21 protein-coding genes are annotated in these 24,953 nt (G+C 67.6%); 15 read left to right on the forward strand and 6 right to left on the reverse strand.

The window, feature by feature from the left end; translation table 11 throughout:
* Positions 1-82 precede the first annotated feature (82 nt).
* Positions 83-745, forward strand: coding sequence for a hypothetical protein (locus ACFVU2_RS06085; RefSeq protein WP_387872134.1), 663 nt, complete (start codon positions 83-85; stop codon positions 743-745).
* Between the two features lie 525 nt (positions 746-1,270).
* Entirely contained in the window at positions 1,271-2,965 is a 1,695-nt protein-coding gene (locus tag ACFVU2_RS06090) for an LPXTG cell wall anchor domain-containing protein (protein ID WP_387872136.1), read from the forward strand.
* Between the two features lie 61 nt (positions 2,966-3,026).
* Here ACFVU2_RS06090 and ACFVU2_RS06095 read toward each other — a convergent pair whose 3' ends face one another.
* From ACFVU2_RS06095 to ACFVU2_RS06115, 5 genes are read right to left on the reverse strand one after another with little or no spacing between them, the layout of a single operon-like run.
* Positions 3,027-3,629 (reverse strand): hypothetical protein, encoded by a 603-nt coding sequence (locus tag ACFVU2_RS06095; protein ID WP_387872138.1) that lies wholly within the window; start codon positions 3,627-3,629, stop codon positions 3,027-3,029.
* Between the two features lie 35 nt (positions 3,630-3,664).
* Positions 3,665-4,624, reverse strand: a complete 960-nt coding sequence (locus tag ACFVU2_RS06100) for a DUF4862 family protein (protein ID WP_387872140.1) — start codon at positions 4,622-4,624, stop codon at positions 3,665-3,667.
* Positions 4,621-5,301 carry an N-acetylmannosamine-6-phosphate 2-epimerase gene (locus ACFVU2_RS06105; RefSeq protein ID WP_387872142.1) on the reverse strand — a complete coding sequence of 227 codons (681 nt, stop codon included), beginning with the start codon at positions 5,299-5,301 and terminating at the stop codon, positions 4,621-4,623. Before ACFVU2_RS06105 ends, ACFVU2_RS06100 begins: the two co-directional genes overlap by 4 nt.
* On the reverse strand, positions 5,294-6,250 hold the full coding sequence (locus ACFVU2_RS06110; protein ID WP_387872144.1) for an ROK family protein: 957 nt from the start codon (positions 6,248-6,250) through the stop codon (positions 5,294-5,296). Before ACFVU2_RS06110 ends, ACFVU2_RS06105 begins: the two co-directional genes overlap by 8 nt.
* 54 nt (positions 6,251-6,304) lie before the next feature.
* Positions 6,305-7,267, reverse strand: coding sequence for a dihydrodipicolinate synthase family protein (locus ACFVU2_RS06115; protein ID WP_387872145.1), 963 nt, complete (start codon positions 7,265-7,267; stop codon positions 6,305-6,307).
* 255 nt (positions 7,268-7,522) lie between these two features.
* Between ACFVU2_RS06115 and ACFVU2_RS06120 the strand changes: the two genes are divergently transcribed.
* The 9 genes from ACFVU2_RS06120 to ACFVU2_RS06160 all read left to right on the forward strand — a co-directional run bounded on the left by ACFVU2_RS06120 (position 7,523) and on the right by ACFVU2_RS06160 (position 19,576).
* The gene (locus ACFVU2_RS06120) at positions 7,523-9,103 is read left to right on the forward strand and encodes an ABC transporter substrate-binding protein (protein ID WP_387872147.1); all 1,581 of its coding nucleotides are present in this window, start codon (positions 7,523-7,525) and stop codon (positions 9,101-9,103) included.
* A 62-nt stretch (positions 9,104-9,165) separates the two neighbouring features.
* A complete protein-coding gene (locus ACFVU2_RS06125; RefSeq protein ID WP_387872149.1) occupies positions 9,166-10,125 on the forward strand; it encodes an ABC transporter permease in 960 nt (319 codons plus the stop codon).
* On the forward strand, positions 10,125-12,089 hold the full coding sequence (locus ACFVU2_RS06130; RefSeq protein WP_387872151.1) for a dipeptide/oligopeptide/nickel ABC transporter permease/ATP-binding protein: 1,965 nt from the start codon (positions 10,125-10,127) through the stop codon (positions 12,087-12,089). The genes ACFVU2_RS06125 and ACFVU2_RS06130 overlap by 1 nt, the downstream gene beginning before the upstream one ends.
* Positions 12,086-13,090 (forward strand): oligopeptide/dipeptide ABC transporter ATP-binding protein, encoded by a 1,005-nt coding sequence (locus ACFVU2_RS06135; RefSeq protein WP_387872152.1) that lies wholly within the window; start codon positions 12,086-12,088, stop codon positions 13,088-13,090. The genes ACFVU2_RS06130 and ACFVU2_RS06135 overlap by 4 nt, the downstream gene beginning before the upstream one ends.
* On the forward strand, positions 13,087-14,145 hold the full coding sequence (locus ACFVU2_RS06140; RefSeq protein WP_387872154.1) for a Gfo/Idh/MocA family protein: 1,059 nt from the start codon (positions 13,087-13,089) through the stop codon (positions 14,143-14,145). Before ACFVU2_RS06135 ends, ACFVU2_RS06140 begins: the two co-directional genes overlap by 4 nt.
* The gene (locus ACFVU2_RS06145; protein ID WP_387872156.1) at positions 14,142-15,137 is read left to right on the forward strand and encodes a Gfo/Idh/MocA family protein; all 996 of its coding nucleotides are present in this window, start codon (positions 14,142-14,144) and stop codon (positions 15,135-15,137) included. The genes ACFVU2_RS06140 and ACFVU2_RS06145 overlap by 4 nt, the downstream gene beginning before the upstream one ends.
* Positions 15,134-16,198, forward strand: coding sequence for a Gfo/Idh/MocA family protein (locus ACFVU2_RS06150; protein WP_387872158.1), 1,065 nt, complete (start codon positions 15,134-15,136; stop codon positions 16,196-16,198). Before ACFVU2_RS06145 ends, ACFVU2_RS06150 begins: the two co-directional genes overlap by 4 nt.
* On the forward strand, positions 16,195-16,929 hold the full coding sequence (locus ACFVU2_RS06155) for a FadR/GntR family transcriptional regulator (RefSeq protein ID WP_387872160.1): 735 nt from the start codon (positions 16,195-16,197) through the stop codon (positions 16,927-16,929). Before ACFVU2_RS06150 ends, ACFVU2_RS06155 begins: the two co-directional genes overlap by 4 nt.
* 136 nt (positions 16,930-17,065) lie before the next feature.
* On the forward strand, positions 17,066-19,576 hold the full coding sequence (locus ACFVU2_RS06160; protein ID WP_387872162.1) for an exo-alpha-sialidase: 2,511 nt from the start codon (positions 17,066-17,068) through the stop codon (positions 19,574-19,576).
* A gap of 62 nt (positions 19,577-19,638) precedes the next feature.
* Here the strand turns inward: ACFVU2_RS06160 and ACFVU2_RS06165 are convergent, their stop codons facing one another.
* Positions 19,639-20,286, reverse strand: a complete 648-nt coding sequence (locus tag ACFVU2_RS06165) for a TetR/AcrR family transcriptional regulator (protein WP_387872164.1) — start codon at positions 20,284-20,286, stop codon at positions 19,639-19,641.
* 152 nt (positions 20,287-20,438) lie between these two features.
* Here ACFVU2_RS06165 and ACFVU2_RS06170 point away from each other — a divergent pair, with 152 nt between their 5' ends.
* The 4 genes from ACFVU2_RS06170 to ACFVU2_RS06185 all read left to right on the forward strand — a co-directional run bounded on the left by ACFVU2_RS06170 (position 20,439) and on the right by ACFVU2_RS06185 (position 24,953).
* On the forward strand, positions 20,439-22,115 hold the full coding sequence (locus ACFVU2_RS06170; protein ID WP_387872165.1) for an ABC transporter substrate-binding protein: 1,677 nt from the start codon (positions 20,439-20,441) through the stop codon (positions 22,113-22,115).
* 101 nt (positions 22,116-22,216) lie between these two features.
* A complete protein-coding gene (locus tag ACFVU2_RS06175) occupies positions 22,217-23,041 on the forward strand; it encodes an ABC transporter ATP-binding protein (RefSeq protein ID WP_387872166.1) in 825 nt (274 codons plus the stop codon).
* The gene (locus ACFVU2_RS06180; RefSeq protein WP_387872167.1) at positions 23,038-23,886 is read left to right on the forward strand and encodes an ABC transporter ATP-binding protein; all 849 of its coding nucleotides are present in this window, start codon (positions 23,038-23,040) and stop codon (positions 23,884-23,886) included. Before ACFVU2_RS06175 ends, ACFVU2_RS06180 begins: the two co-directional genes overlap by 4 nt.
* Entirely contained in the window at positions 23,883-24,953 is a 1,071-nt protein-coding gene (locus tag ACFVU2_RS06185) for an ABC transporter permease (protein WP_387872169.1), read from the forward strand. The genes ACFVU2_RS06180 and ACFVU2_RS06185 overlap by 4 nt, the downstream gene beginning before the upstream one ends.

Here is a 24,953-nt window from a genome sequence, read left to right on the forward strand (position 1 = left end):
GGGCATACAAAGCCGTGCGCGTTCATCGCGCTTATTGACGTGCCGTCCGCGGCATATGCGCAATCCGCGATAAACATTCCGCATGGACACGATCATCGCCGTTTACGGGGCCGTCCTAGCGACGGCAATTGCCGTCGCACAAGGGGTCAATGCGCTTCGACGTCGAGTGCGCGTCGGCGTGAGTGCTTCCCTGCACTACTCCCAACTCAACGCGAGCGACCGCGAAGCGTCGCACGGCACGCCTATTCGGGTCAAGCGCGATCATGACTCGCACTGGGAAGAGGTGCTGCTTCACCTCTCCGTCAGGAACGAAGGTGGCGTGCCGGTTCAGATTGTCGCTGTGGTCATCGAGTCCCTTAAGAGAAATGGTGATCTCGCGATTAGCCAATTCAGCCCCGAGCCGCTGCCTCACGTTCTTGATCCAGGGACACGTATCGAGATCACGATGCAGAAAGAGCCAATTGACATGCTCGACAACCTCACGTTCCTTGGCGTCTTGGACGCTCTAGGCCGGCGCTACTCTCCCAAGCCAATCGAAATCCGTAATGTCGTTGGGCAAAGCTGGAGCATGCCAACGAGAGTGCGCGAGTACGTGCGTAGAGACGACGCGACCGCGCACGTGCTGGCATACCAAAATCGTGAACGCTCAGCTCTCATCGAGACGACGAGGCGCGGCAAGAAGGCGACGGCCATAATCAGTAGGCCGTCAGTGCTAACGAACGGTTCAGGCGATGGGCACGCTTGAGCGTTTGGCCTGCTGGAGCTGATTGTGCGTTGCCCTTGATTCCATTGAGTGCCGGTCGCGGGCACGTCAGAGGCCGTGGTTTCACAACCCCGGCAAGGTGCGTCGATGCAATCGTGTCGTTGGCGGTTATGGGGCGGTTTCGTGGGTTGAGGATTCGGTGAGAGCCAGAAGCATAGCTCACCGTTTACTCACCGCTTTGGGTGTGATCCACGGCGTGTCGCTGAGATCACACGAGTACGCCAATAGTGGGAAAAACCCCGATCAACGGGGCTTACGAGGCCGAGTGCGACTCTCTGATATTCGGAGTAGTAGAAGCTGAAGTTCTACCATTGAACTACACTCGCGTGGCCCCGGAATCCCAGTGAATCGCTGGGGTGCGGAACTGTCGCCCACACTACCCGGTCGTCGGCACTCGGCCAAACCCGCCGCCTACTCTGGCGACCCAGGTCTATGGAGTGGGCGGCGCGCTCTCGTCAGGCTGGGAGGGGAGTCCGCGAGGGGCTCCCACCTGTCGAGGGAGTCCCGATGTCCCACCGCCGATCCGCCCGTCGCCGAGGCGTCCCCCTTGCCGTCGCCGCCGTCGCTGCGATCGCAGCCGTGGTCCTTCCGCTGGTCTCCGCGCCCGCCGCGGTGGCCGCAGGGGAGACGTTGGCGATCGACACCTTCATCACGACGGAGAAGGTCGGGCTGGCGGACGGCCGCTTCGGGCTGACCAGTGTGGGCGGCGAGACCCCGGGCGATGCCAGTGTCGGGGAGGCGGGGAGCACGCTCGTCCAGACCCTGAGTGCGCAGGGGACGGCCCAGGTGATCACCTACCGCATCGTCCTCCAGGGGACACCGACGGACTACTGGGTGCGGGCGACGGTCGCCGCCAGTCCCGACACCTTCGGCGAAAGCCTGCTCGCCGATCACGACTGCACGGTCTTCCGGGGCGATCCTGACGCCGGCGGCGTCGCGCCCGACTCCGATGTGCCGTACTCGTGCGACTCCGATGCGACCGACTCCGGCGGGGCGGATGGCTCCGCGACGGTCACCTTCACCGTCCGCGACAACATCCAGGCCGAGGTGCTCGGCGTGATCAAGCCGGTCGGGACGGTGTCGATGGACTCGGGGTACTTCGACCTCAGCACCGTGCACGCGGTGCCGGGCAGCACCACGATCGCGCCGCCCTACACGGCGGACTTCGACGCGATCCTGCGCCCCGGCGATGTGACGACGACTCCCGGCACCGCCCGCGGCGTCTTCGCCTACCGCATCCTCGACGGCGGCGTGCCGTCCTCCTTCTGGGTCGCGGGGATGGCCTCGAACACGGACGGCATCGAGTACGACCACACGTCCAACTGCGACATCTACGACGTCGACCCCATCCCCACCCTGCTCTCCGGCGACCCGGCGAAACCGGCTGCCGTCAGTCCGTACGCGTGCGACATGGCAGGAACGGACATCGGAGGCCGGGGCAGCTGGCAGGTGACGTTCACCGTCTCGGCACGGGATCTGCACGTCGTCACCGGCACCTACGACCAGGCCGACCTGATCAACCGGCTGTGCACGACCAGCATGGACGACTGCGGAGTCGACCACGCCGTGACGAGCCTGACCTGGGCCGACCCGGTCGAGGCGAGCAGCCGGATCAGCAATCCCACCGACCTCCCCATCAACGAGCAGCTCACGGCATCGCACACGAGCACCGTCACGACGACCGTCGGGGTCAGCCTCTCGCTCGAGGCCGGAATCGGCGAGTTCTTCAAGCTGACCGCCGCGGCGAGCCTGTCGGTCGCGATCGCGACGTCGAACACGTACTCGCAGAGAGCGTCGATCAACATCCCGCCGCACACCACCGGCTGGTGGGCGATGTCGACCCAGATGGTCCACGCCGTCGGTGACGTGATCGTCCGCGACGGCGACACGTATTACCTGCTGCCGAACGTCACCGCCGACTTCCCCGTCGCCGGCGTCGCCGCGACCCTCACCCCGGTGCTGGTGCCGTTGGAGGGGTCCATCGGCGGCGAAGAGCCGCCCGCGTCGGGAGGCGGCTCCGTTCCGGCGGCCCAGCCGGGAACGGCCGCGCCGGTCGCCGATCCGTCGTCCGGCGCAGCCCACGCGGCGGCACTCGCGGACACGGGATCGTCCCGGGATGCGACGCCGGCAGTGATCGCCCTCCTGGCTCTTCTGGTCGGCGCCGGGCTGCTGTCCACACGCCGGAGGCCCGCACGCCGCTGAGTCGCACGCCGCTGAGCCGCACGCCGCTGAGCCACGCGACGCCGAGCGGCCGGCCGCCCGCCTAGAACGTGCTCAGCCGCGCATCCAGGTCGGTCAGATTCGCCTCGATGCGGGCGACCGCCCCCGCCGTCGGCTCCGACCGGGCGAATTCGCGGCCGACCGCGCTGCTCAGGAACCGTCGCGCCTCGGAGGTCGACGCCGCCAGGTCGTACCCGGTCTCGAGCCAGATGGCGTTCCCCTGCTGGTCGAGCCGCACCCGCTGCGTCGGCGTCGAGAAGAACGTCGACGAGGCGTAGGTGCGGATCCGCGAGATCTTCTCGCCATCGAAGTGCACGTGCTGGGCGGCCCGCAGGACGTCGTCGTCGTAGTGGATGTCGAGCACGATGAAGCCGGATCCGCTCGCCGGATCGTAGGCCGCGGTGGGCACCTCGACGGCGGTGATGATCTCGAACCACCACGCGTTGTTGTACTCGACGAAGAACCGCAACGGCATGCGGGCGTCGTCCGAGAGGGTCGTCTGCAGGTAGCCGCGCTCGAGCTCGAACAGCCCGACATCGAAGTGCCGCGCACGGTACATCTCGGCGAACCGGTCCATCGACGACCTGCGCAGCGCGGTGAGCGCGGGGTCGCTCTCGGAGGAAGCGGGCGGGGCTGAGTGCGGCACGGGTTCCAACCTTTCGGGCGGGGTCAGTGCCGAGGCTAGGGGGCCATCGCACCCGACGGAATGGACCTGGGTCGCCTCTCCTCGACGGGTGCCGACCCGGCCGCGTGCATGACCTCGAGGTTCGCCTGCACGGTCGCGAGCACGTCCGCGACTGATTCGTCCCTCGGGTTCCGACTCACTTTCAGCCCGTGCCACGGGACACCTGGCGCTGCCGCAGCGGCCTCCTCGGCTCGCGATCGGTTCAGAAGCGAGCCGGACGCGGCGTCCGTCTCCATGAAGGGAAGGTGCGTGTCAGCCCATGCGGGGCCGTACGGTCCCGCCGCTGCAGACGCACCGGAGTAGGTGAGACCCATCAGGAGGCCGGTCGAGGCGGCAGCGGCGATCTGCGCGGTGACTGCTCCGGGGTCGCGGAGTTCGATGGCTGAGCGGCCCCAGTTCATCCAGATGCCCACCTTCTCGAATACCCCGGCCGTGGCGAGCTCGTCGTCGAGGCCGAGGAACCCCTTCTCATAGCTGTGCCCCGGCACGGCGGTATCGCAATGCTCGATGGCGAGACCGGCACCACACCAGTCCCAGGAGGCGAGCGTCGCCAGCGACCGACGAAGGCTGTCGACCGAGCCGTGGCCGCCCCGCGGGGCCGTGTGCAGCATGATGACGGTCGGCGCGGTCGGCAGTCGTCGAATGTCGTGGTGCAGGCGTGCGAGATCGGAGACAGCGGCCGCTCGGCCGTTCTCGTCGGAGGATGCCAGCCCGTACGCGGCAGATGCGGTGGAGCGTGTGACGGTCCACGGCAACGCCGTGACGATCAGTTCGGCCGGCGGCAGCCGGGTCACGAACCAGTCCTCATCATGGGGGTGGAGCCGGCCGAGCCATGGGATCTCCAGTGCGTCGACGCCGTCCATATCGACGAGCCCGGCGAGGAATCGCTCCTCGAAAACCGGATCCCACGTCGTATGCGCCGGGGAGGCGGCGTACGCGCTGACGACGGTCTTCAACGCGCCTCGACGGCGGACGCGAACCAGGATGTGAGCGTCGCCGGGTGGGTGATCGCGGTTCCGACCACGACCGAGTCGGCGCCCGCCTCCATCGCCAGTCGGGCATGGGCGGGAGTGTGGATGCGCCCCTCGGCGATGAGGAACCGGTCGAGCTGGAGCTCCCGGATCTCGGCGATCAGGTCGAGGTCGGGCCCGTCGCCTTGCGGGCGCTCCCCGGTGTATCCGGAGAGTGTCGTGCCGATGATGTCGGCGCCCGCCTCTGCAGCCGCGACGGCGTCGAGGGCGCTGCCGCAGTCCGCCATGATGAGCGCATCGGTCTCGTCATGCAACGCGGTCACCACCTGCTTCAGGGTCCGGAGGTCGGGTCGAACGCGCCGCGTGCCGTCGAGCGCGACGATGTCCGCACCGGCTGCGGCGACTGCACGCGCATGGTCGAGGGTGGGAGTGATGAAGACGCCATCCGAACCGTCTTTCCAGAGGCCGATGACGGGAACGCCCAGGGCGGCGGCGCCCGTTCGGATGTCGTCGAGCCCTTGCAGCCGGATGGCGGCGGCTCCGCCGCGTATCGCGGACTCCGCAACGGCGACCATGATCGTCGGGTCGCGCATCGGCTCGCCGGGGTATGCCTGCGCCGAGACGATCAGCTTGCCGGCAAGGGGGCCGAGGACATCAGTCATGGGGAGTGCTCCTGTTCGTGGATGAGGTTCGGACGGAGCCGAGGATGAGGCTCGCCGCGCCGATGCAGGCTGCCGCCTCGCTCGAGCTCGGGCTCACGGTGAAGGATCTGAGCAGCGGGAGCGCTTCGTGGCGGGCGGCGGCTTCGAACGCCTGCCACCAGCCGGCGATGTGCGGCACACCTCCGCCGACTACGACATGGGTCGGATCGAACGAGTTGACGAGGGAGCCGACGAGCGAGCCGACGGTGCGGGCCGACAGTTCGACGGCCGTGAGGGCCCGCTCGTCGCCCTGTTCAGCGGACCGGGCGACCGCGTAGGTGTCCGGTGCCATTCCCCCGAGGCGCTGGAAGGCTTCGAGGATCGCGGGGCCCGACCCGCTCGCCTCCGCGTGGCCGAGGCCGCCGCACGAGCACGCCAGACCGGCCGCGTGAGGAGACGCGATGTGCCCGAAGTGCCCTGCTGCGCCGTGGGCGCCGGCCATCACTCCGCCGTCGCGGACGAAGGCACCGCCGATGCCGGTGCCGACTGCGATCAACAGCAGCGACGCATCGCCGGGGAGTCCTGCCGCCGCGAACTCACCCAATGCGTGCGCGTGGACGTCGTTGACGACGCGTACCGGTAGCCCGGTGCGCTGCGACAAGGCGGTGGCGAGGCGGACTCCCTTCCAACCGGGGATCGCGTCTGTCGCGTCGACGACGTTGCCGTCGGCCGGGTCGATGACTCCCGCCGCACCGACGCCGATACCCGCGAGCGCGTCGCGGTCGAGGCCTTCGGTGACGGTGGCGACGGCGTCGACGATCCGGTCGATCACGGCGTCGCCACCGGTACGCGGTGTTGCGGCGCGGGTGTGGGCGAAGACTCTTCCAGTGGTGTCCAGGAGGCGAGCGTCGATCTTGGTCCCGCCGAGATCGACACCGACCGCGAGGGGGCCGTCAGCCGGCCGCGACACCGTGCTCCGTCGCCTCCGCGATCGCGAGGGTCTCGAGCGCCGAAGCATGCAGGGTCACAGCAGGCCGGCCTCGACGAGGAGGCGGTGGATGCGGTCGGTCTCCGACGCCCCGAGCGAGCGCATCGGCTCGCTCATCCGGTTGCTCTTGATGATCCCGAGGAGCTGCAGGGCGGTCTTGAACGCCCCGAGGCCCGCCGCGCCGGCAGAGATGCCGGCCTCTGCGACGTCGACGATGCCGAACAGTCGTGCGAGGCGGTCCTGCTCTCGCCGCGCCGCCGACCAATCCTCGTCGGCGGCGGAGGCGTAGAGACGGCTGTAGCCGGCGGGGTCCACGTTGGCCAGCCCCGGCACCGCGCCGTGCGCACCGCCGAGCAGGGCTCCGTCGACGACGACTTCGTGACCCGTGAAGACGCGGAACTCCGGCAGTTGCTCGGTCGCCAGCTTCAGGAGGCGGAAGGCGACGTCATCTCCGGATGAGTCCTTCACGCCGGCGAGCACACCGTCTTCCGCCAGATCGCGCACCACGTCGACGCTCAGTTTCACGTGGGTGCGAACGGGGACGTCGTAGGCGAAGAGAGGCAGGTCCAGGCGCTCCTTCACGGTCCGGAAGTGCCGGGCGATCTCGCCCTGGTCGGACAGGGCGTAGAAGGGGGCGGTGACGACGAGTGCGTCGATGCCCAGGTCGGCGAGCCGCTGCGACTCCGCCACGACTCGTTCGGTGGTCTGTTCGTTGGCGCCGGCCAGCACGGGGACCGTGCCGTCGCTCGCGTCGATGACGGTGGTGGCGACGAGGTCCCGCTCCTCCTGAGTGAGGTAGGGGACTTCGCCGGAGGAGCCGAGGATGAACAGCCCGTCGACGCCGCCATCGAGGAGATGCGAGGTGACACGCCGGAGTGATTCCAGGTCGATGCGGCCGGCAGCGGTGCGCGGCGTGATGACCGGCGGGATGATCCCGCGGAAGCGGTGGGCGGTGTCGTGGGCAGCGGCGGTACTCGCCGCGATGGTGGCGTTCGTCACGATTCTCCTTTGAGACCCACGGTGATAGGACGTGGGATGTCTTACTGCCATGAGAGTATTGCAAAGCGCGGGAAGCGCGTCAACGGGGAAGCCCCAGGTTGCTGCAAAGAAGCTATTGACGAATCCGCCGGACGTGATCTACGGTCTTGTTTCCAAGAGGTGGGACGTCCTATGTGGGCTCTCCTCGCACCCCATGGCACCTTCCCGAAAGGAACAGCAGTGGAAACAAAGATGTTGCAAGGGTCCCGTACACGAATGCTCAAACGCGTCGCCGGAGTGGTGGCGGCCGTGACTGCCGTGGGATTGGTAGCGGCCTGTTCCGGCCCTCAATCCAGCACGTCGGTCGGCGGCGCCGCCGCGAAGGGCCATGTCGAGGTCGCGATCGGCTACAACAACAACAGCTCCTGGGATCCGCTGAACACCGGCTCCGCCTTCGCCATGTCGGCGGAGAACCACATCTACGAGGCGCTCTGGGACTCGTCGCCGGTCGATCGCAAGCCGTACGCCGCGCTCGCCGCCGAGATGCCCAAGGACACCAAATCCCTGACCTGGACGGTCAAGCTCCGCGACGGCGCCACCTGGAGTGACGGCAAGCCGGTCACCGCCGACGACGTCGTGTTCTCGGTCGACCGGGTGCTCGACACCCAGAAGCCGGTCATCACCACGGCATTCTTCTCCAGCTGGCTCAAGGATGCGGTCAAGGTGGACGCGCACACCGTCAAACTCGAGTTCAAGAATGCGTTCCCCTACGCGCTCGACCGGTTCTCGATCCTGAAGATCATGCCGAAGCACGTCTTCGACGGACAGGCTGACGCCTTCTACGCCGACGCGAAGAACCAGATCGGCTCCGGGCCGTTCGAGATCAAAGCGACAGAGCCGACCTCGTTCACGTCCTTCACGCTCAACAAGGACTACAACGGGCCGCTGCACCCGAAGATCGACTCCATGCAGTGGAACGTCTCCGTCGATGCTGCAGCGCGCACCAGCCTCCTCACGTCCGGTGTCGCCGGAGTGCAGATCGCCGACAACATCCCCCAGGACGCGATCTCGAGCCTGCAGAGCAAGGGTCTCGAAGTCGATGGCGCCGACAGCATGAACCTGTTGGGGCTGGCCTTCAACACCAGCAAGGCCCCGTTCAACGACAAGCGGGTCCGTCAGGCCCTGCGCATGGCGATCGACACCAAGAAGCTGATCGATGTGTCCATTGCAGGCAAGGGCACGCCGGCCACGAGCTTCCTGCAGGAATCGAGCCCGTACTACTCCAAGGCAGCCACTCAGTACGACTACAACCCCGCCGAGGCCAAGAAGCTGTTGCAGGAGGCAGGCGTCACAGACCTCAGCCTCACGCTCCTCTCGACGAACATCTCCTGGACGACCGTCGCGGTCAACGCGATCAAGCAGGACTGGGAGGCCATCGGCGTCAAGACGAACCTCGACGTCGTCGAGACGGCCACGTTCAACACCAAGGTCGCGCAGGGCGACCCGGCCGACGTCCTGACCTTCTCGGGCAATCCCAACCAGTTCGGGACGGACGCGGACCTCAACGTGCGCTGGTTCTACTCCAACACCAACACCTTCATGCTGTGGAACAAGTGGGGCCAGACGCCCGAGTACGCAGCCCTCGACAAGGTCCTCACCTCCGCCGAGCAGGCGGACTCGGCGAGCTCCACCGACGCAGACATGAAGAAGGCGCTGAACATCATCGCCGACGAGGGCGTCATCTACCCCGTCATGCACATGCAGCTCTTCACCGCGTGGGATGGAAAGAAGCTGAGCGGCGTGAAGGCGCTCAACATCCCCGGTGTCTACATGATGAATGCGCAGCTGAAGGGCTGAGCATCCGCCGGCCGGGGCAGGCGCTGTGCTGCCCCGGCCGGCTTTACCGATAGGAACCGTTCGTGACCGTCGTCCTCAGAATGATCGGCAGGCGACTGCTGACACTGATCCCCCTGCTGCTCGGGATCGTCCTCTTCGTCTTCACCGTGATGCAGTTCTCGTCCACCGATCCGGCCGTCGCGGTCTTCGCCGACGCGCCCGTGGGCCCGGACCAGCTCGCTCAGTTCCGCGAAGAGCACGGGCTGAACCAGCCGTTCTTCGTCAAGTACTTCGCCTTCCTCGGGATGATCTTCACCGGCCAGCTGGGCAAGAGCCTCGCCACCGGCCAGGACGTGACCACACTGATCGCCACCGCTCTTCCGCTGACGCTGCAGCTCACCTTCCTGGGGCTGCTCATCGCGATCGTGATCTCCTTCACCCTGGGAACGATCTCTGCGGTGTTCCGGGACCGATCGCCGGACCAGGCGATCCGCGTCCTCACCCTCGGCGGGGTGGCCGCGCCGTCCTTCTGGGTCGCGCTGCTGCTGGTCCAGTGGTTCTCGATCAACATCCCGATCTTCCCGTCCTCCCGGTACGTCAATCCGAACGACTCCATCTACGGGTGGTTGATGACCATGACCCTGCCGTCGCTGGCCCTGGCCCTTCCTCTGGCGGCGCAGATGACCCGCATCGTCCGCACGTCGATGGTCGAGGAGCTGGACCGGGACTACGTGCGTACCGCCCGTGGCGGCGGTCTCCCGCCCTTCGTCGTCGTCGGCCGCAATGTGATGCGCAATGCGCTCATCAACCCGCTGAACGTCCTCGGCCTCCGGATCGGCTACCTGCTGGGCGGCGCCGTGGTCATCGAGCAGATGTTCAACCTTCCCGGCATGGGGCAGCTGATGATCGAGGCCGTCAAGAACAACGAACCCGCCATCGTGCAGGGCGTCGTCCTCACGATCGCTCTGGGCTTCGTCGTGATCAACCTGATCGTCGACATCCTGTCCATGCTTGCCAACCCGCGACTGCGAACGAGCCACTGATGCGCAAGAACCTCTCCGAACGACTCTCCCGGCCCGGACTCCGCTTCGGCCGGCTCACTCTCGGCGCATGGATCGCCGTCGCCGTGCTGGCCATCATCGTCCTCGCGGTGGTGTTCGCGCCCCTGATCACCCCGTACGACCCCAACCTGCAGACGGTCGCCGCAGACAAGGCTCCGAGCGCCACCCACATCTTCGGACTGGACAGCCAGGGCCGCGACATCTTCAGCCGCCTCCTCTATGGAGGTCGCTGGTCGCTCGCCATCGGGCTGGGAGCGACAGCGCTCGCCCTGATCGCCGGTGCGATCGTCGGCGCCTTCGCCGCGACGAGCCGCCGCGGTATCGACGAGACCGTCATGCGTGTGCTGGACGTCATCATGGCGTTTCCCGGGATCGCTCTCGCCGCTGTACTGGTCGCCGTCTTCGGGCGGGACGTGTTCGTCCTGATCCTGGCGATCGGCTTCCTCTACATGCCGTCTGTCGCCCGGATCGTGCGCGCCAACGTGCAGTCGCAGTACGGGGAGGACTACATCGCGGCGGAGCAGATCGTCGGCGCGAAGCGGTTCTTCATCGTCACCCGCCATGTCGCGGTCAACATCGCCGCCCCGATCCTCGTCTTCTCCACGGTGATGGTCGCGGATGCGATCGTCTTCGAGGCGTCGCTCTCGTTCATCGGCGCCGGGGTGCAGCCACCGGACCCGTCCTGGGGAAGCGTCATCTCCGATGGCAAGAACCTGCTGCTGACCGGTGGCTGGTGGGCGACTCTGTTCCCCGGTCTGGTGATCTTCGCCACGGTCCTGTGTCTGAACGTGCTCGCCGAGGGTCTGACGGATGCGATCGCAGCTCCCTCGGCGAAGGCCTCCAAGGCCGCGGCTCAGGCCGTCACGCAGGAGGCGGAGGACGTGGATCGCGGTGAGCGCGCCGTGGCCGAGATCCCCGGCCTGCGCCAGGCCGGCGAGCGGATCCGGCGACGCGTGCGGCCGATCCCCGATGTGGCGCCGGTGCTGTCCGTCGACGGGCTCACCATCTCGTTCGCCGACCGCCACAACGGAGTGAACGTCGTCGACGGCGTCTCGTTCGATGTGCGTCCCGGCGAGGTCCTCGGCCTGATCGGCGAGTCCGGGTGCGGGAAGTCGCTCACCAGCCTCGCGGTCATGGGTCTCGAGCCGCGTGGCGCGCGGGTCGGGGGCAGCATCCGTTTCGACGGCCGGGAACTGATCGGCATGCGCGGCGGCGAGCGCCGGGCGCTGATGGGCCGCGGGATGTCGATGATCTACCAGGACGCCCTCAGCTCGCTCAACCCGGCCATGACGATCAAGCAGCAACTCGTCCAGCTCACTCGTCGCGGCGGGCACCGCACCCCGGCCGAGCTGCTCGAGCTGGTCAACCTCGATCCCGGCCGCACGCTCAAGGCGTATCCCCACGAGCTCTCCGGAGGCCAGCGGCAGCGAGTGCTCATTGCGATGGCGCTCTCCCGCGACCCGAAGCTGATCGTCGCGGATGAACCGACCACCGCCCTGGACGTGACCGTGCAGGCGCAGGTGATGAAACTCCTGCTCCAGCTGAAGGAGGAGCTGGGCTTCGCGCTCATCCTCGTCTCCCACGACCTTGCGCTCGTCTCCGACATCGTCGATCGCGTCGTCGTCATGTACGGCGGGCAGGTCGCGGAGACCGGAGAGATCCATGAGGTGGTCGGTGCTCCAGCGCATCACTACACACGCGGATTGCTGTCGGCGGTGCTCTCCCTGGAGTCCGGCGACGCCGAGCTGACGCAGATCAAGGGCGTCGTCCCATCGCCGGCCGCTTTCCCCGCAGGCTGCCGGTTCTCGAGCCGATGCCCCGCCGCGACAGCGATCTGCAGGCGAGACGATCCACTGCTCGAGGGGACCGCCCTCGTCCATGAAGTGGCCTGCCACCATCCTGCCCGTCAGATCACACAGCTGGAACGAAAGGAGGTGCCGGCATGAGCGACCCGATCCTCGAACTGCGCGACGTGCACGTGCAGCACCGCATCAGTGGAGACAAGCTGTTCGCGAAGGAGACCGTGCACGCCCTCACGGGTGCCGACCTCGCCGTGAGCGCCGGCGAGACCGTGGGGATCGTGGGGGAGTCCGGATGCGGCAAGTCGACGTTGGCGAAAGCGATCGTCGGCCTGCAGCAGCCGACCTCCGGCGAGGTGCTCTTCCATGGGGACTCCTTGTGGAGGATGTCCGCATCGGACCGGCGCACCCAGTTCGGCAGGAACGTCGGCATGGTGTTCCAAGACCCGTCGACTGCTCTCAACAGGCGCATGCCGGTCAAGAGCATCCTGCGCGATCCGCTGACCGTCCACGGGATCGGCGACGCCAAGCAGCGCACCGCCCGTGTCGCCGAGCTGATGGACCTCGTCGGCCTGCCGTCGAGCGCGGCGGATGCGCTGCCTGCGCAGCTCTCCGGCGGCCAGCGTCAGCGAGTCGCGATCGCACGCGCTTTGGCGCTCCAGCCGTCCGTCCTGGTGGCGGACGAGCCCACCAGCGCGCTCGATGTCTCCGTCCGGGCGCAGATCCTCAACCTTCTGCTGGACTTGAAAGCAGAGTTCGAGCTGGCGATGATCTTCATCTCGCACGACATTCAGACCGTCCGCAGGATGAGCGACCGGATCGTCACCATGTACCTCGGCCGGATCGTGGAGGTGGCGCCGGCGGCCGCGGTTCCCGCCGAGGTGCGCCACCCCTACACCGAAGCGCTGCTCTCGGCCACGCCGAGCCTGGTCGAAGACGTCGCGCCGATCACCCTGGAGGGACCTGTCCCCTCCGCGGTGCATCCGCCGTCGGGATGTCCCTTCCGTACACGGTGCTGGAAGGCCACGGAGACGTGTGCGACCGAGATGCCGCCCGCGACACGGTTCCAGACCGTCCCGCTGCACATCGCGCGGTGCTATCACCCGGTCGGCGTCTCGGAGCCGGCGATGATCGGAGGTGCAGCGTGAGCGAAGCGATACGGGTGGGAATCGTCGGGGCCGGGTTCTTCGGCTCCATGATCGCCGGCGCCTGCGCTGCTCACGAGGCGTTCACCGTCGTCGCAGTGACCGACGCGATGCCGGATGCGGCCCGGCGCCTGGCCGAAGCCCACAGTGCATCCGTGCGCGGAAGCTTCACGGAGCTGGCGGAGGACGACGCGGTCGACCTGGTCGTCGTCGCCACCCCGAATCACCTTCACGCGGAACCGGCGGTCGCGGCCCTCAACGCGGGAAAGCACGTCTTCGTCGAGAAGCCGCTCGGTATCGACGAGGAGTCCGTCGGATCGATCCTCGCCGCCGCGCGCGGTGCGCGAGGCCGGCTCATCGTCGGACACGTCATGAGGTCGTTCCCCGGGGTTCGGCGGATGGTCGCGCAGGCGGGGCGCGGCGACTTCGGCACCATCGTCGAGGCGGCGGGCGCCCGCCGCCGGGTGGTGCACCTTCCCGCCGATCCCGGTGACTGGTGGAAGCTCGACCGTCGCCGCAGCGGAGGCGAGCTGCTTCACGAGATCCATGAACTGGACCTCGTCGTCTGGACGCTCGGCGAGCCGGCGCAGGTGCTCTCGGTGTCAGGAGCGCCCGTCGCTCACGGCGACGGCGTGGTCGACAGCGACATCGTGACCGTGGTGACGACGCCCGGGGGAGCGCTCGGACGCCACAGCGTGTCGACCTCCGCGCACCGCGCCGAATGGTGGTTCCGGATCTCGGGGACCGAGGCGAGCGTCGAGGCGGACTTCCGGGCAGGGACGGTGACCCGCTACGTCGACGGCGTCGCGGTCGAGGTGACCGGAGTCTTCGACGACCCGGCCGCCGACGAGTCCCTGCGTTCGTCGGCCGTGAAGTCGCAGTCCTACAACAGCGGCGGTCCCGGGCCGCTGTGGATGCGAACCGCCGTCACGTGCGAGCTCGACGAAGTCGCTGCAGCCGTCACCGGCACATCCACCACGCTGACCGAGCATCCCGCCACCGCGGCCCTGGTCGGCATCCGGGCGAGTGGGCTCTCCACAGCGGGAGTTGCGCGATGACGCGGGTCGCGATCGCGGGATCCGGGGTGATCGCCGGGGACCATGTTCGCGCCCTCTCCGGTCTTCCGGGCGTTGAGATCGCATACGTGCACGGGTCCGACCTCGACCGTGCGCGCCGGGTCGCCGCCTTCGCACCCGGCGCCATCGCGACAGACGACTACCGGCGCGTCCTGGCGGACCCCACGGTCGTGGCAGTCGACGTCTGCAACGCCACGCCGGCGCACGCGCCCTTCACGATCGCCGCGGGCGAAGCCGGGAAGCACGTGCACGTCGAGAAGCCGGCTGCTCTGACGCTTCGGCACTTCGACGCGATGGTCCGGTCCACCGCGGACGCAGGGACGACCCTGATGGTCGGTCAGACGGTGCGGTTCCAGCCTGCCGTCGCCGCCCTCGCCGCCGCGATCGCCGACGGAGCCGTGGGACGCCCGCGGCTCGCCCATATCAGCTGGTACACCGGCTACGTCTGGCCCGCCGGCTGGCGAGGCTGGCAGCTGGACCGGAAACAGTCCGGCGGCCACCCCGTCCACAACGGCACACACCTGCTCGACGCCGTGACGTGGCTCCTCGGCCGCGTCCCTGTGCGTGTCTTCGCGCGCTCGTTCCCGAGCTTCGCTGCCGGGATGCCGGTCCACGACTCGTTCCAGCTCATCGTCCGCTTCGACGATGACTCCCTCGCCACGCTCGAGATCTCATACGCGCTCGCGCAGCCGCGCGACATGTTCCGACGCATCGTCGTCGCGGGCACCGAGGGCACCGTGTCGCATTCGACCGACGACGACCCCGTCCTCCACTCGGCGGCGACAGCCGTCCCGCTGCCCTCGGTCGAGAACGCGATGAGCCGCCAGCTCCGCCACTGGATCGACGTCGTCGGTGGAGCCGAGCCGATCGTCCGCACCGAGCAGGTGCGCGCCGCGCTCGCCGCGGCCCTGGCCGCTCAACTCTCGCTCGACACGGGGAGACCGGTCGACATCCGTCCGGAGGTGCACTCATGATCCGCGTCGGCTTCCTCTCCGCCGTCCGGCATGCCGAGTCCTACCTGCCGACCTTCGAGGCAGATCCGCGCACGACCGTCGTCGGTGTCGCCGAAACGGACACGGCCGCCGACTGGGTCGCCGCAGATACGCGTCGATTCGCGCAGGACCACGGACTGCCGCTCATCTCCTCGGCGCACCTGCTCGCGCCGGGAGTGTGCGACCTGATCGTGGTGTGCAGCGAACCCAGCCGGCACGCTCGGCTGGCGATCGACGCGCTTGATGCGGGCGTCGATGTCCTCGTGGACAAGCCCGTCGCAGTCACTGCCGAGGAGGCCGATCGCATTCGTGCGGCCCAGGAGCGCTCGGGGCGCGTCGTCTCCGTGGTGAATCGGCTTCGCTCACCCGCGGTCGAGCGGCTGCGGAACTGGGTCGACGCCGGGCACATCGGGCTCCCGCTGCACGTGGACGTCGAATGGTTCGCGTCAGGCGCCCACTTCTCGACGTCGGTGGAGCGGCCCGAGTTGGTGACCGATCCCACCCTGTCAGGTGGGGGCGAGCTGCTGAACTTCCTGCTCTACCCTGTCGACTACATCCGGTACCTCACCGGTCTCGAGGTCGTCGAAGTGTACGCCGAAGCGGCGACCCTCTTCCAGGACGCGCACCGTGCGACCGGAGTCGAGGATTCGGCCGTCGTCTCCCTGCTGCTCGAGAACGGCGTCACTGCGACCGTCACCCTCGGTCGGGTCGCCGCCGCTCCGGGCCACGGCCCGGTGTCGAGCTCCATCAGACTGCTCGGGTCGCACGGGCACGCGATCGCCGACGACGACAAGCCGGCCATCTCCGTGTTCGGAACCGACGGCAGGCAATCGGCGCGACCTGCCGGCGGCCCGAGCTCCATCGTCGCCGTCGAGCGGTTCCTGGACGAACTCATCGGGGCTCTCGACTCGGGGCGTCCACCCCGCTACACCTTGCTCGATGCGCGGGCGAGTCTCGCCGTGACCGAAGCCTGCTATGCCGCGATCCGCGGCGGGGAACCCGTTACATTGAACAACGACACGAATCTGGAGGGGGAACGGTGACCACCGAACTGACTGCGACGAGGCTGGCCCGGTTCGGGGCGCAAGAGCGTCTGCGCACCCTCCAGAACGACATCATGGACCTCATCCTCAGCCGCAACCTCGATGTCGGCGATCCGATGCCCACGGAGAACGAGCTGTGCGCCGCTCTCGGTGTCGGCCGGAACACCGTACGGGAAGCGCTCAAGGTGTTGCAGGCGCTCGGTGTGGTAGAGATCCGTCACGGCTTCGGCACCTTCGTCGCCGCGACCAGCTTCGAGTCCCTCGGCGCGAGCCTGGCGTTCCGCGGACGGTTGTCGCTTCGTCACGGCGGAGCTGAAGCGCTCGAACTGGTGGACGTTCGGCAGGCCCTCGAGTCCGGGCTCATCGGCTTGGCGATCGACGCGATGACCGAGGGCGACCTGCTCGCGCTCGAGAGCCGCGTGCGTTCGATGGAGGCGCTCGCGGCGCAGGGCAAGCAGTTCATCGACGAGGATCAGGACTTCCATCGTCTGTTGTACGTGCCGCTGCACAACGAGCTGCTCTCCAACCTGCTCGAGGTCTTCTGGAACGTGTATCGACAGATCCACGAGGAGGCCGGGGTCGAGCAGCACAGCCTCGTCGAGAACGCTCACGCCCATCGGCTCATCCTCGAGGCCGTCCGCAGCGGCGACAAGGCGCTGACGGCTGAGCGGCTGAACGCCCACTTCCATGGCATCCGCGCGCACCTCGCCGGCCTGAGCCGACAGAGCTGAGTCGAGCGGAGAGGACGATGGCGCGCAGCCCGCCGTCTAGACATCCCACCTGGGATGTCTGCCCTTCTTAGTCGGCATCGCCGGCAACCCGATCGCACCATCACGCAACTGTTCACCGTAGAAAGCAGGCCCGCTGATGAAACACCCTCGATCGTTGTCCCTCCTGGTCGCCGCCACCCTGGTTGCTGCGACCGTCGTCACCCTTCAAGCACCCGCGGCAGCGGCCCCGCCGTCCCCGGTGCTGGACGACTCCACCTCCGTCACCTACACGGGCTCCACGTACACCGACCACACCGGCGACCTGTCCGCCGTGAGCGGGTTGAGCAGTGGCAGCATCGTCGTTCGCTTCAAGACCACGAGCGCCGGCAGCGCGATGACGCTCATCAGCGCTGCGAACACGTTGCTGCCCTCCAGCAACCTCACCCTGTCCGTCAACGCCGGAAAGCTCCACTTCGAGGTGAGGCAGAACAACGCGACGACCAATGACTTCGCAACCACCCTCACCTATCCGAGCGCCGACGACCCGACTGCCGCAGCCACCTTCAACGATGGTGCGTGGCACACCGCCGCCGTCACCGTCGGATCAGGCGGAACACGCGTCTACGCCGACGGATATCAGGTGTTCGCCGGTACATCGACCGCGTTCTTCAACACGGTCACCGGACTGAACGGCATGTGGATCGGCCGCAACGTCGACAGCGGCGGTGGCCAGTGGTACTTCACGGGCACTGTCGCATCCGTGAAGGTCTACGCGTCCGCGCTCTCCGCCGCGGACGTCGTCTCCCTGAGCGCGGCCCCGGGCGCCCTGCTGTCCTACCCGGTGAGCCAGTCGTTCAACGGCACCAGCACGTACATCGACAAGACAGCTGACCTCGGTGCCGTCTCCTCCCTCGCCACCGGGAGCATCGCCGCCTCCTTTGCCAGCACGAGCACCGCGGCGGCCGGCACCATCCTCAGCGCCTCCGACACCACCAACCCGTCCAGCAACATCACAGTCAGCCTCAACAACGGCGCGCTGTACTTCGAAGCACGGACCAATGGGACGTACAGCACTCAGTTGACGGCGCCGGGACGCTTCAACGACGGCGCGACGCACACCGTCGTGCTCGCGGCGGGTCCGGCCGGGACGACGATCTACGCCGACGGCTACCGGCTGGCCGCATCGACCTCAACGGCGTTCTTCTCGTCGGTGAGCGGGCTCAACGGCATGTGGATCGGCCGGAACGCGGACAACGGCGGCGGCCAATGGTACTTCGGCGGAACGATCAACTGGGTGCGCGCCTATTCGACGGCTCTGTCGGACAGTCAGGCCAAGAACCTCGCCGGTGCCACCCCGTCGACGTTTCAGGCGTTGTACGACAACGGCTACGCGGGATCGGCCAACTACCGCATCCCGGCGCTCCTGACGACGTCCGCCGGAACCCTGCTCGCGTCAGCCGACCAGCGGGAGAGCTCGGCCGGCGACGCCCCGAACGACATCAACACCGCCATCCGACGCAGTACGGACGGCGGTGCCACCTGGTCGGCGGCGACGACGATCCTCGACTACCCGGGCACCGGCGCCAACGGGGCGAGCGCGATCGATTCGGCCATGGTGCAGGATGCGTCGACGGGTCGCATCTACTTGATGGTCGACCACTTCCCCGGCGGCTGGGGACAGCCGAACAATCAGGCTGGGACGGGATTCGATGCGTCAGGCAACCGCGTGCTGGTGAACTACTCAACCGGTGCGACATACGGGCTCCATTCCGATGGGTCCGTGTACACCTCGACGGGAACCCCGACCGGCTATTCGGTCGACATGGCGACGGGAGCAGTCACCAGCTCCGGCGCTGCTGCCGGGAACATCTATCTGAAGAACGGCGTCGACGCGAACCAGAGCCTCTCTGAATACGGGACCTCGTACCTCGTCGTGATGCACAGCGACGACGATGGCGCGACCTGGTCTCAGCCCGTGCACATCAACGCGTCGGTGAAGGCGTCGTGGACGAAATTCCTGGGGACCGGTCCCGGCAACGGAATCCAGCTGGCGAACGGTCGACTCGAGTTCCCCGTGTACTACAGCAACGGGTCGGGGGTCTACTCCTCGGCGGTCGTCTACAGTGACGACCACGGATCCACCTGGCAGCGCGGCTCCTCCCCGAACGACGGCCGGGTCCTCAACGGTGTGACCATCCAGTCGCAGACGGTGACGACGTCGAGCGCCAGCCTTCACGAGCCCTCGATCGTCCAGAAGGCGAACGGCGACGTGCTGATGTACATGCGCAACAGCTCGGGTACGGGCAAGGTAGCCACGGCGACGAGCGCGGACGGTGGAGTCACCTGGTCGCAGGTCGCCTACAACAGCCAGTTGACCGACGTCTTCTCGCAGACCGCCGCGTTCCACTACCCGTCGCTCGGAGACGGCAAGGATCGGGTGCTTTTCGCGAATGCGACAGGGCCGGGGCGCAACAACGGCGTCCTGCGCCTCAGCGCCGACGGCGGGAGCACCTTCGCGTACAACCGCGCCATCAGATCCGCCGGCTATGCCTACAACAGCCTCACCGTGCTGCCGGACGGAAGCATCGGAGTGCTCTGGGAGCTGCAGAACACCGGTCTGTACTTCCAGAAGCTGCCGCTGTCGTTCTTGACGTCCTCGGCCGGCTAGGGCGCACGCCGCGGGGGTGCGGCTGCACCCCCGCGGCACGCGATCCCTCGTGACGAGCGGCGTCAGCCCTCGACCACGTACGAGGTCAGCTCCGGCCCCGGGTGCAGCACGCCGTTGACGATGGCCTGGATGGCGAACTCGCTGGCGCCGGCGAGGTCGATCGCGCCGGGTTCGAGCAGCCACTGGAGCTGGAGGCCGTCCATGACGGCGAGGATCGATGCGGCGGCCTTGTCGATGGCGTCGGGATCGGTGACGCCCTCCTGGGCGCAGAGCTCGCGGAACGCCTCGTCGATCTCGCGCCGGAGGGTGTGGTACCGCTCCTCGAAGTAGGTCTTCGCGGGGTGGTCGTCGGTGACCGACTCCGCCGAGAGCACGGTGTAGACCTGCACGATCCCGGCGCGCTGGGCGTTGCGGAACGCGGTCTGGACCAGGTGCGTGAAGAGGGCGGGACCGCCGGGGATGTGCCGGTCGGCGAGGTGGGCGACGTCGTCCTGGTCGCGGAACTCGAGCACTTCGAGGAGCAGGTTCTGCTTCGACCCGAAGTGGTGCAGCACACCGGCGTGGGTCATCCCGACCTGCTCGGCGATGTCGGCGAGCGTGCCGTTGGTGGAGCCCTTGGTGCCGAAGACCTCGACGGCCGCACGCAGGATGTCCTTGCGTTTGCGCTCGGTCTCGGGGCGCGGGTTGGCCGTGCCGGCGGTGGTGGCCATCCCGCATCTTCTTTCGCTTGTGGTGGTTGCGTGGCAGCTTACCACCCAGTAACCTCACGCTAACTTGCTTTCTGACCAGTAAGCAAGTTATGTTCACCATCACACCCCTGCACCACCAGGCACAAGGACTGTGCCGTCACGAAGGAGAAGCAATGAGGCTTAGGAAGCTCTTGATCGCGGGCTCCGCGATCGTCGCTGTCGGCGCGTTGGCGCTGACGGGATGCGCGAGCAACGGTTCGAACGCATCCAGCGGATCGGGCGGATCGATCACCGTCGCGAAGCCGGACGGCGCAGCCGTTCTGGCGACGCAGATCAACAACCCGTTCATCGCCACCGGCTCGGGCCAGTCGCTCGGCTACAACCGGATGATCTTCGAGCCGCTGGCCATGGTCAACCCGGTCGGCAAGAACGAGACCACCCCGTGGCTCGCGTCGAAGGTCGAGTGGAACTCCGACTACACGCAGCTGACGGTCACGCCCCGCGAGGGCGTCAAGTGGAGCGACGGCAAGCCCTTCACCGCCGACGACATCGTCTTCACCTTCAACCTCATCAAGAGCACGCCCGCCCTCGACCTCGCGGGCCTGAAGCTCGCCGACGTCAAGAAGGACGGGGACAACGTCGTCCTCAGCTTCACCGAGTCGAAGTTCGTCAAGCAGGGCGACGTGCTCCAGACGGCCATCGTGCCCGAGCACATCTGGAAGAGCATCGCCGACCCGACCAAGGACGCGGTCAAGGACGCGGTCGGCACCGGCCCGTACACGATCAAGACCTTCTCGTCGCAGGGCGTCGTGCTCAAGGCCCGCACCGACTACTGGGGCGGCAAGGTCCCGGTGGGCGAGCTGAAGTACCTCGAGTACAACGACAACACCGGCCTCCTGCGCGGTCTGCAGAACGGCGAGACCGACTGGGCGCAGATCTTCATCACCGACTACCAGAAGAACTACGTCGACAAGGACCCGAAGCACAACGTGTTCTGGGGCGCCAACGTGCTCAGCCCGGACATGATCCTGGTCAACACGACCAAGGCCCCGTTCGACAACGTGGCGTTCCGCAAGGCCGTCAACATGGTCGTCGACCGCAAGGCGCACGCCGAGAAGGCCCGCAGCAACGCCGGCCCCGAGCTCAAGAACGTGACGGGCATCCCGCAGCCGACCGGTGACCAGTACATCGCTCCGGAGTACAAGGACCAGAACTTCACGGTCGACGTCGACGGCGCCAAGAAGGTCCTCACCGACGCCGGCTACACCTGGAAGGACGGCGCCCTGATCGACCCGTCCGGCAACCCGGTCTCCTTCACCCTGCAGGACCCGCAGGGCTGGAACGACTACGTCACCGGCATCCAGCTGGTCGCCACGCAGGTGAAGAACACGCTCGGCGCCGACGCGAAGGTCGCCACCCCGGACGCCGACACCTGGACCACCAACGTGGCGACGGGCAACTTCGACGCCGTGCTGCACTGGACCGGCTCCGGCTCGAACCCGTGGCACATCTACGACGACGTCATGAACGGCGCCTACCTCGACCAGGCCGCCGACGGCAAGGTCGCCGACAACTTCGGGCGCTACAACAACCCGGAGGCGACCGCCCTCCTCAAGGAGTACGCGCAGGCGTCCGACGACGCGTCCCGCACCGCCGCCCTCAACAAGATCCAGAAGATCTTCGTGGAGGACGTCCCCGCCATCGCGATCGGAACCCACCCGCAGCTCGCCGAGTACAACACGCGCAAGTACGTCGGATGGCCGAGCGAGAGCGACCAGTACGCGACCGCCGACCCGACGCAGCCCTCGGCTGTGCAGGTGATCATGAAGCTGAAGCCCGCGAGCAAGTAATCCCCCACACGCGTCCGGGGCGGAAGACGGTTTCGACCCCCTTCCGCCCCGGACGCTCGGCGGTCGGCACCGCTTCGCGGTCAGCACGAAAGCGATATCTCATGACAGACACCCTTCTCTCGGTGCGCGACTTCTCGGTCGTGTACGACGTCGATCCGCCGGTCCAGGCGGTCAAGAACGTCACCCTCGACATCAAGCGCGGCGAGATCGTCGGCCTCGCCGGCGAGAGCGGATGCGGAAAGACCACCCTCGCCTACGGGGTGCAGCGGCTCCTGCGCCCCCCGGCCGTCATCACCGACGGAAGCGTCGTCTTCCACGACAAGGACGGCGGCGACGTCGACATCAACGCCCTCGGCGTCGAGCAGATGCGCCGCTTCCGCTGGGACAAGATCTCGATGGTCTTCCAGGGCGCCATGAACGCGCTCAACCCCGTGGCGACCATCGGCTCGCAGCTCGAAGACGTGTTCATCGTGCACCGGCCCGAGATGAACCGCACCGAGCGCCGCAAAGCCGTCGTCGAGCTCCTGGAGATCGTGAAGGTGGGAGGCCAGCGCTTCCGCTCCTTCCCCCACGAGCTCTCCGGCGGCATGCGCCAGCGCGTGATGATCGCGATGGCGCTCGCCCTCCGTCCCCAGCTGATGGTGATGGACGAGCCGACCACCGCGCTCGACGTGCTCGTGCAGCGCGAGATCCTGCGGCAGATCTCGCAGCTCCGTCACGAGTTCGGCTTCTCGGTCGTCTTCATCACCCACGACCTCCCCCTGCTGCTGGAGATCAGCGACCGCATCGCGATCATGCGCGAGGGCGAGATCATCGAGCTGGCCACGGCCGAGCGGATCTGGAACGACCCGCAGCACGAGTACACGCGCAAGCTCCTCGCCTCGTTCCCGCGCCTGACCGGAGAGAGAGGAGTGGTCGCGCGATGACGACCCTCGAATTCAAGAACGTCACCAAGATCTACAACGTCCGCGGCGCCGGGCAGCTCAAGGCCCTCGACGAGGTGAGCTTCACCCTGGGATCGCACCAGACGCTCGGCCTGGTCGGGCAGTCGGGCAGCGGCAAGTCGACGATCGCGAAGATCCTGACCCAGCTGGAGACCCCCACGAGCGGCGAGGTGCTGCTCGACGGCGTCCCGATCCCGCGCTCCGGCAAGCGGCTGCGCGCGTACCGTCAGCAGCTGCGGATGGTGTTCCAGGACCCGTTCGCCTCCCTGAACCCCTCCCACTCCATCCGCCACCACATCGAGCGTCCTCTGCGTCTCGACAACGTCGTGCCCAAGCGCGAGGTCGACGACGAGGTGCGCCGGCTGCTGCTGCGCGTGCGGCTGGACGCGGACGCCGTGATCGACCGGCGCCCCCACGAGCTCTCGGGCGGTCAGCGTCAGCGCGTCGCCATCGCCCGCGCCCTGGCCTCGCGGCCGGCGCTGCTGGTGGCCGACGAGCCGGTCTCGATGCTCGACGTCTCCATCCGCCTCGGTGTGCTCAACCTGCTCGCCGACCTGCAGCGGGAGGAAGGGCTCGGCGTCCTCTACATCACCCACGACCTGGCGACGGCGCGGCACTTCAGCGACGAGATCATGGTGCTCAACCAGGGCAAGGTCGTCGAGCGCGGAACCGCCGACGACGTGATCCTGCGCCCCACCGACCCCTACACGCGCGAGCTGCGCGCCGCGTCGCCCGACCCGGAGAAGCACTTCCGGGAGCTGGCCGCCCAGGCCGCAGGGACTACGCAGACCCCACTGACCACGCAGACCTCGGGAGGTGCGCAGTGAGCGCCGATTCGCAGACCTCGGTCGACCCGACGCTCGTCGGCACGACGGCCGCCCGCACGGAGCGCAGCCGCTCGCGCATCCCGTGGCGCTTCATCGGCGGCCGGGTGGCGTTCTACGCCTTCACCCTGTGGGCGGCCATCACCGTCAACTTCTTCCTGCCCCGCCTGATGAAGGGCGACGCGGTCGACTCGTTCATGGCGCGGAGCCAGGGCCAGCTGACGCCGGACGCCGAGAAGGCGCTCCGCGCGCTCTTCGGCCTGGACAAGTCGGTCCCGCTCTGGGACCAGTACGTCAACTACTGGAACATGCTCCTGCACGGCAACCTGGGCATCTCGATCTCGACCGGCATGGCGCCGGTCGGCGATGCGATCGCCTCGGCCCTGCCGTGGACCCTCGGACTCGTCGGCGTCGCCACGATCATCTCGTTCGTCATCGGGACGAGCCTGGGCGCGGTCGTCGGCTGGAAGCGCGGGAGCAGGCTCGACCTGTTCGTGCCCGTCACGACGTTCCTCGGCACCATCCCCTACTTCTGGCTCGGACTGATCTTCATCGCGATCTTCTCCACGACCCTCGGCTGGTTCCCGGCCGGGCACGCGTACGAAGTGGGCGTGGAGCCGGGCTGGAACGCGGAGTTCATCTCCGAGGTCGTCTCGCACGCCATCCTGCCGGTGGCCACCATCGTGGTCGTCTCGCTCGGCGGCTGGGTGCTGGGCATGCGCAACATGATGCTCACCGTGCTCGACGAGGACTACATCACGGTCGCGCAGGCCAAGGGCATGCCCAACCGACGCGTGCTCTGGCGCTACGCCGCCCGCAACGCGGTGCTGCCGCAGATCCAGAGCTTCGCGCTCGCGATCGGCTTCATCGTCGGCGGCACGCTGGTGATGGAGATGGTGTTCTCGTATCCCGGCATCGGGCTGCTGCTGCTCAACGCGACCAACGCGAAGGACTACGCGCTGATGCAGGGCATCTTCCTCGTCCTCGTCCTGGCCGTGCTGGTCGCGAACATCATCGCGGACATCGCCTACGCCATCCTCGACCCGCGCACCCGTCAGACGGAGGCCTGA

The organism is Leifsonia sp. NPDC058194, assembly GCF_042883605.1.
Taxonomy (GTDB): domain Bacteria; phylum Actinomycetota; class Actinomycetes; order Actinomycetales; family Microbacteriaceae; genus Leifsonia.

Bases quoted from the DNA above. Each gene is read 5' to 3' on its own strand.
- ACFVU2_RS06085 (WP_387872134.1), top strand. From the start codon at position 83: ATGGACACGATCATCGCCGTTTACGGGGCCGTCCTAGCGACGGCAATT.
- ACFVU2_RS06090 (WP_387872136.1), top strand. From the start codon at position 1,271: ATGTCCCACCGCCGATCCGCCCGTCGCCGAGGCGTCCCCCTTGCCGTC.
- ACFVU2_RS06105 (WP_387872142.1), bottom strand. From the start codon at position 5,301: ATGACTGATGTCCTCGGCCCCCTTGCCGGCAAGCTGATCGTCTCGGCG.
- ACFVU2_RS06120 (WP_387872147.1), top strand. From the start codon at position 7,523: ATGCTCAAACGCGTCGCCGGAGTGGTGGCGGCCGTGACTGCCGTGGGA.
- ACFVU2_RS06130 (WP_387872151.1), top strand. From the start codon at position 10,125: ATGCGCAAGAACCTCTCCGAACGACTCTCCCGGCCCGGACTCCGCTTC.
- ACFVU2_RS06135 (WP_387872152.1), top strand. From the start codon at position 12,086: ATGAGCGACCCGATCCTCGAACTGCGCGACGTGCACGTGCAGCACCGC.
- ACFVU2_RS06145 (WP_387872156.1), top strand. From the start codon at position 14,142: ATGACGCGGGTCGCGATCGCGGGATCCGGGGTGATCGCCGGGGACCAT.
- ACFVU2_RS06150 (WP_387872158.1), top strand. From the start codon at position 15,134: ATGATCCGCGTCGGCTTCCTCTCCGCCGTCCGGCATGCCGAGTCCTAC.
- ACFVU2_RS06160 (WP_387872162.1), top strand. From the start codon at position 17,066: ATGAAACACCCTCGATCGTTGTCCCTCCTGGTCGCCGCCACCCTGGTT.
- ACFVU2_RS06165 (WP_387872164.1), bottom strand. From the start codon at position 20,286: ATGGCCACCACCGCCGGCACGGCCAACCCGCGCCCCGAGACCGAGCGC.
- ACFVU2_RS06170 (WP_387872165.1), top strand. From the start codon at position 20,439: ATGAGGCTTAGGAAGCTCTTGATCGCGGGCTCCGCGATCGTCGCTGTC.
- ACFVU2_RS06175 (WP_387872166.1), top strand. From the start codon at position 22,217: ATGACAGACACCCTTCTCTCGGTGCGCGACTTCTCGGTCGTGTACGAC.
- ACFVU2_RS06180 (WP_387872167.1), top strand. From the start codon at position 23,038: ATGACGACCCTCGAATTCAAGAACGTCACCAAGATCTACAACGTCCGC.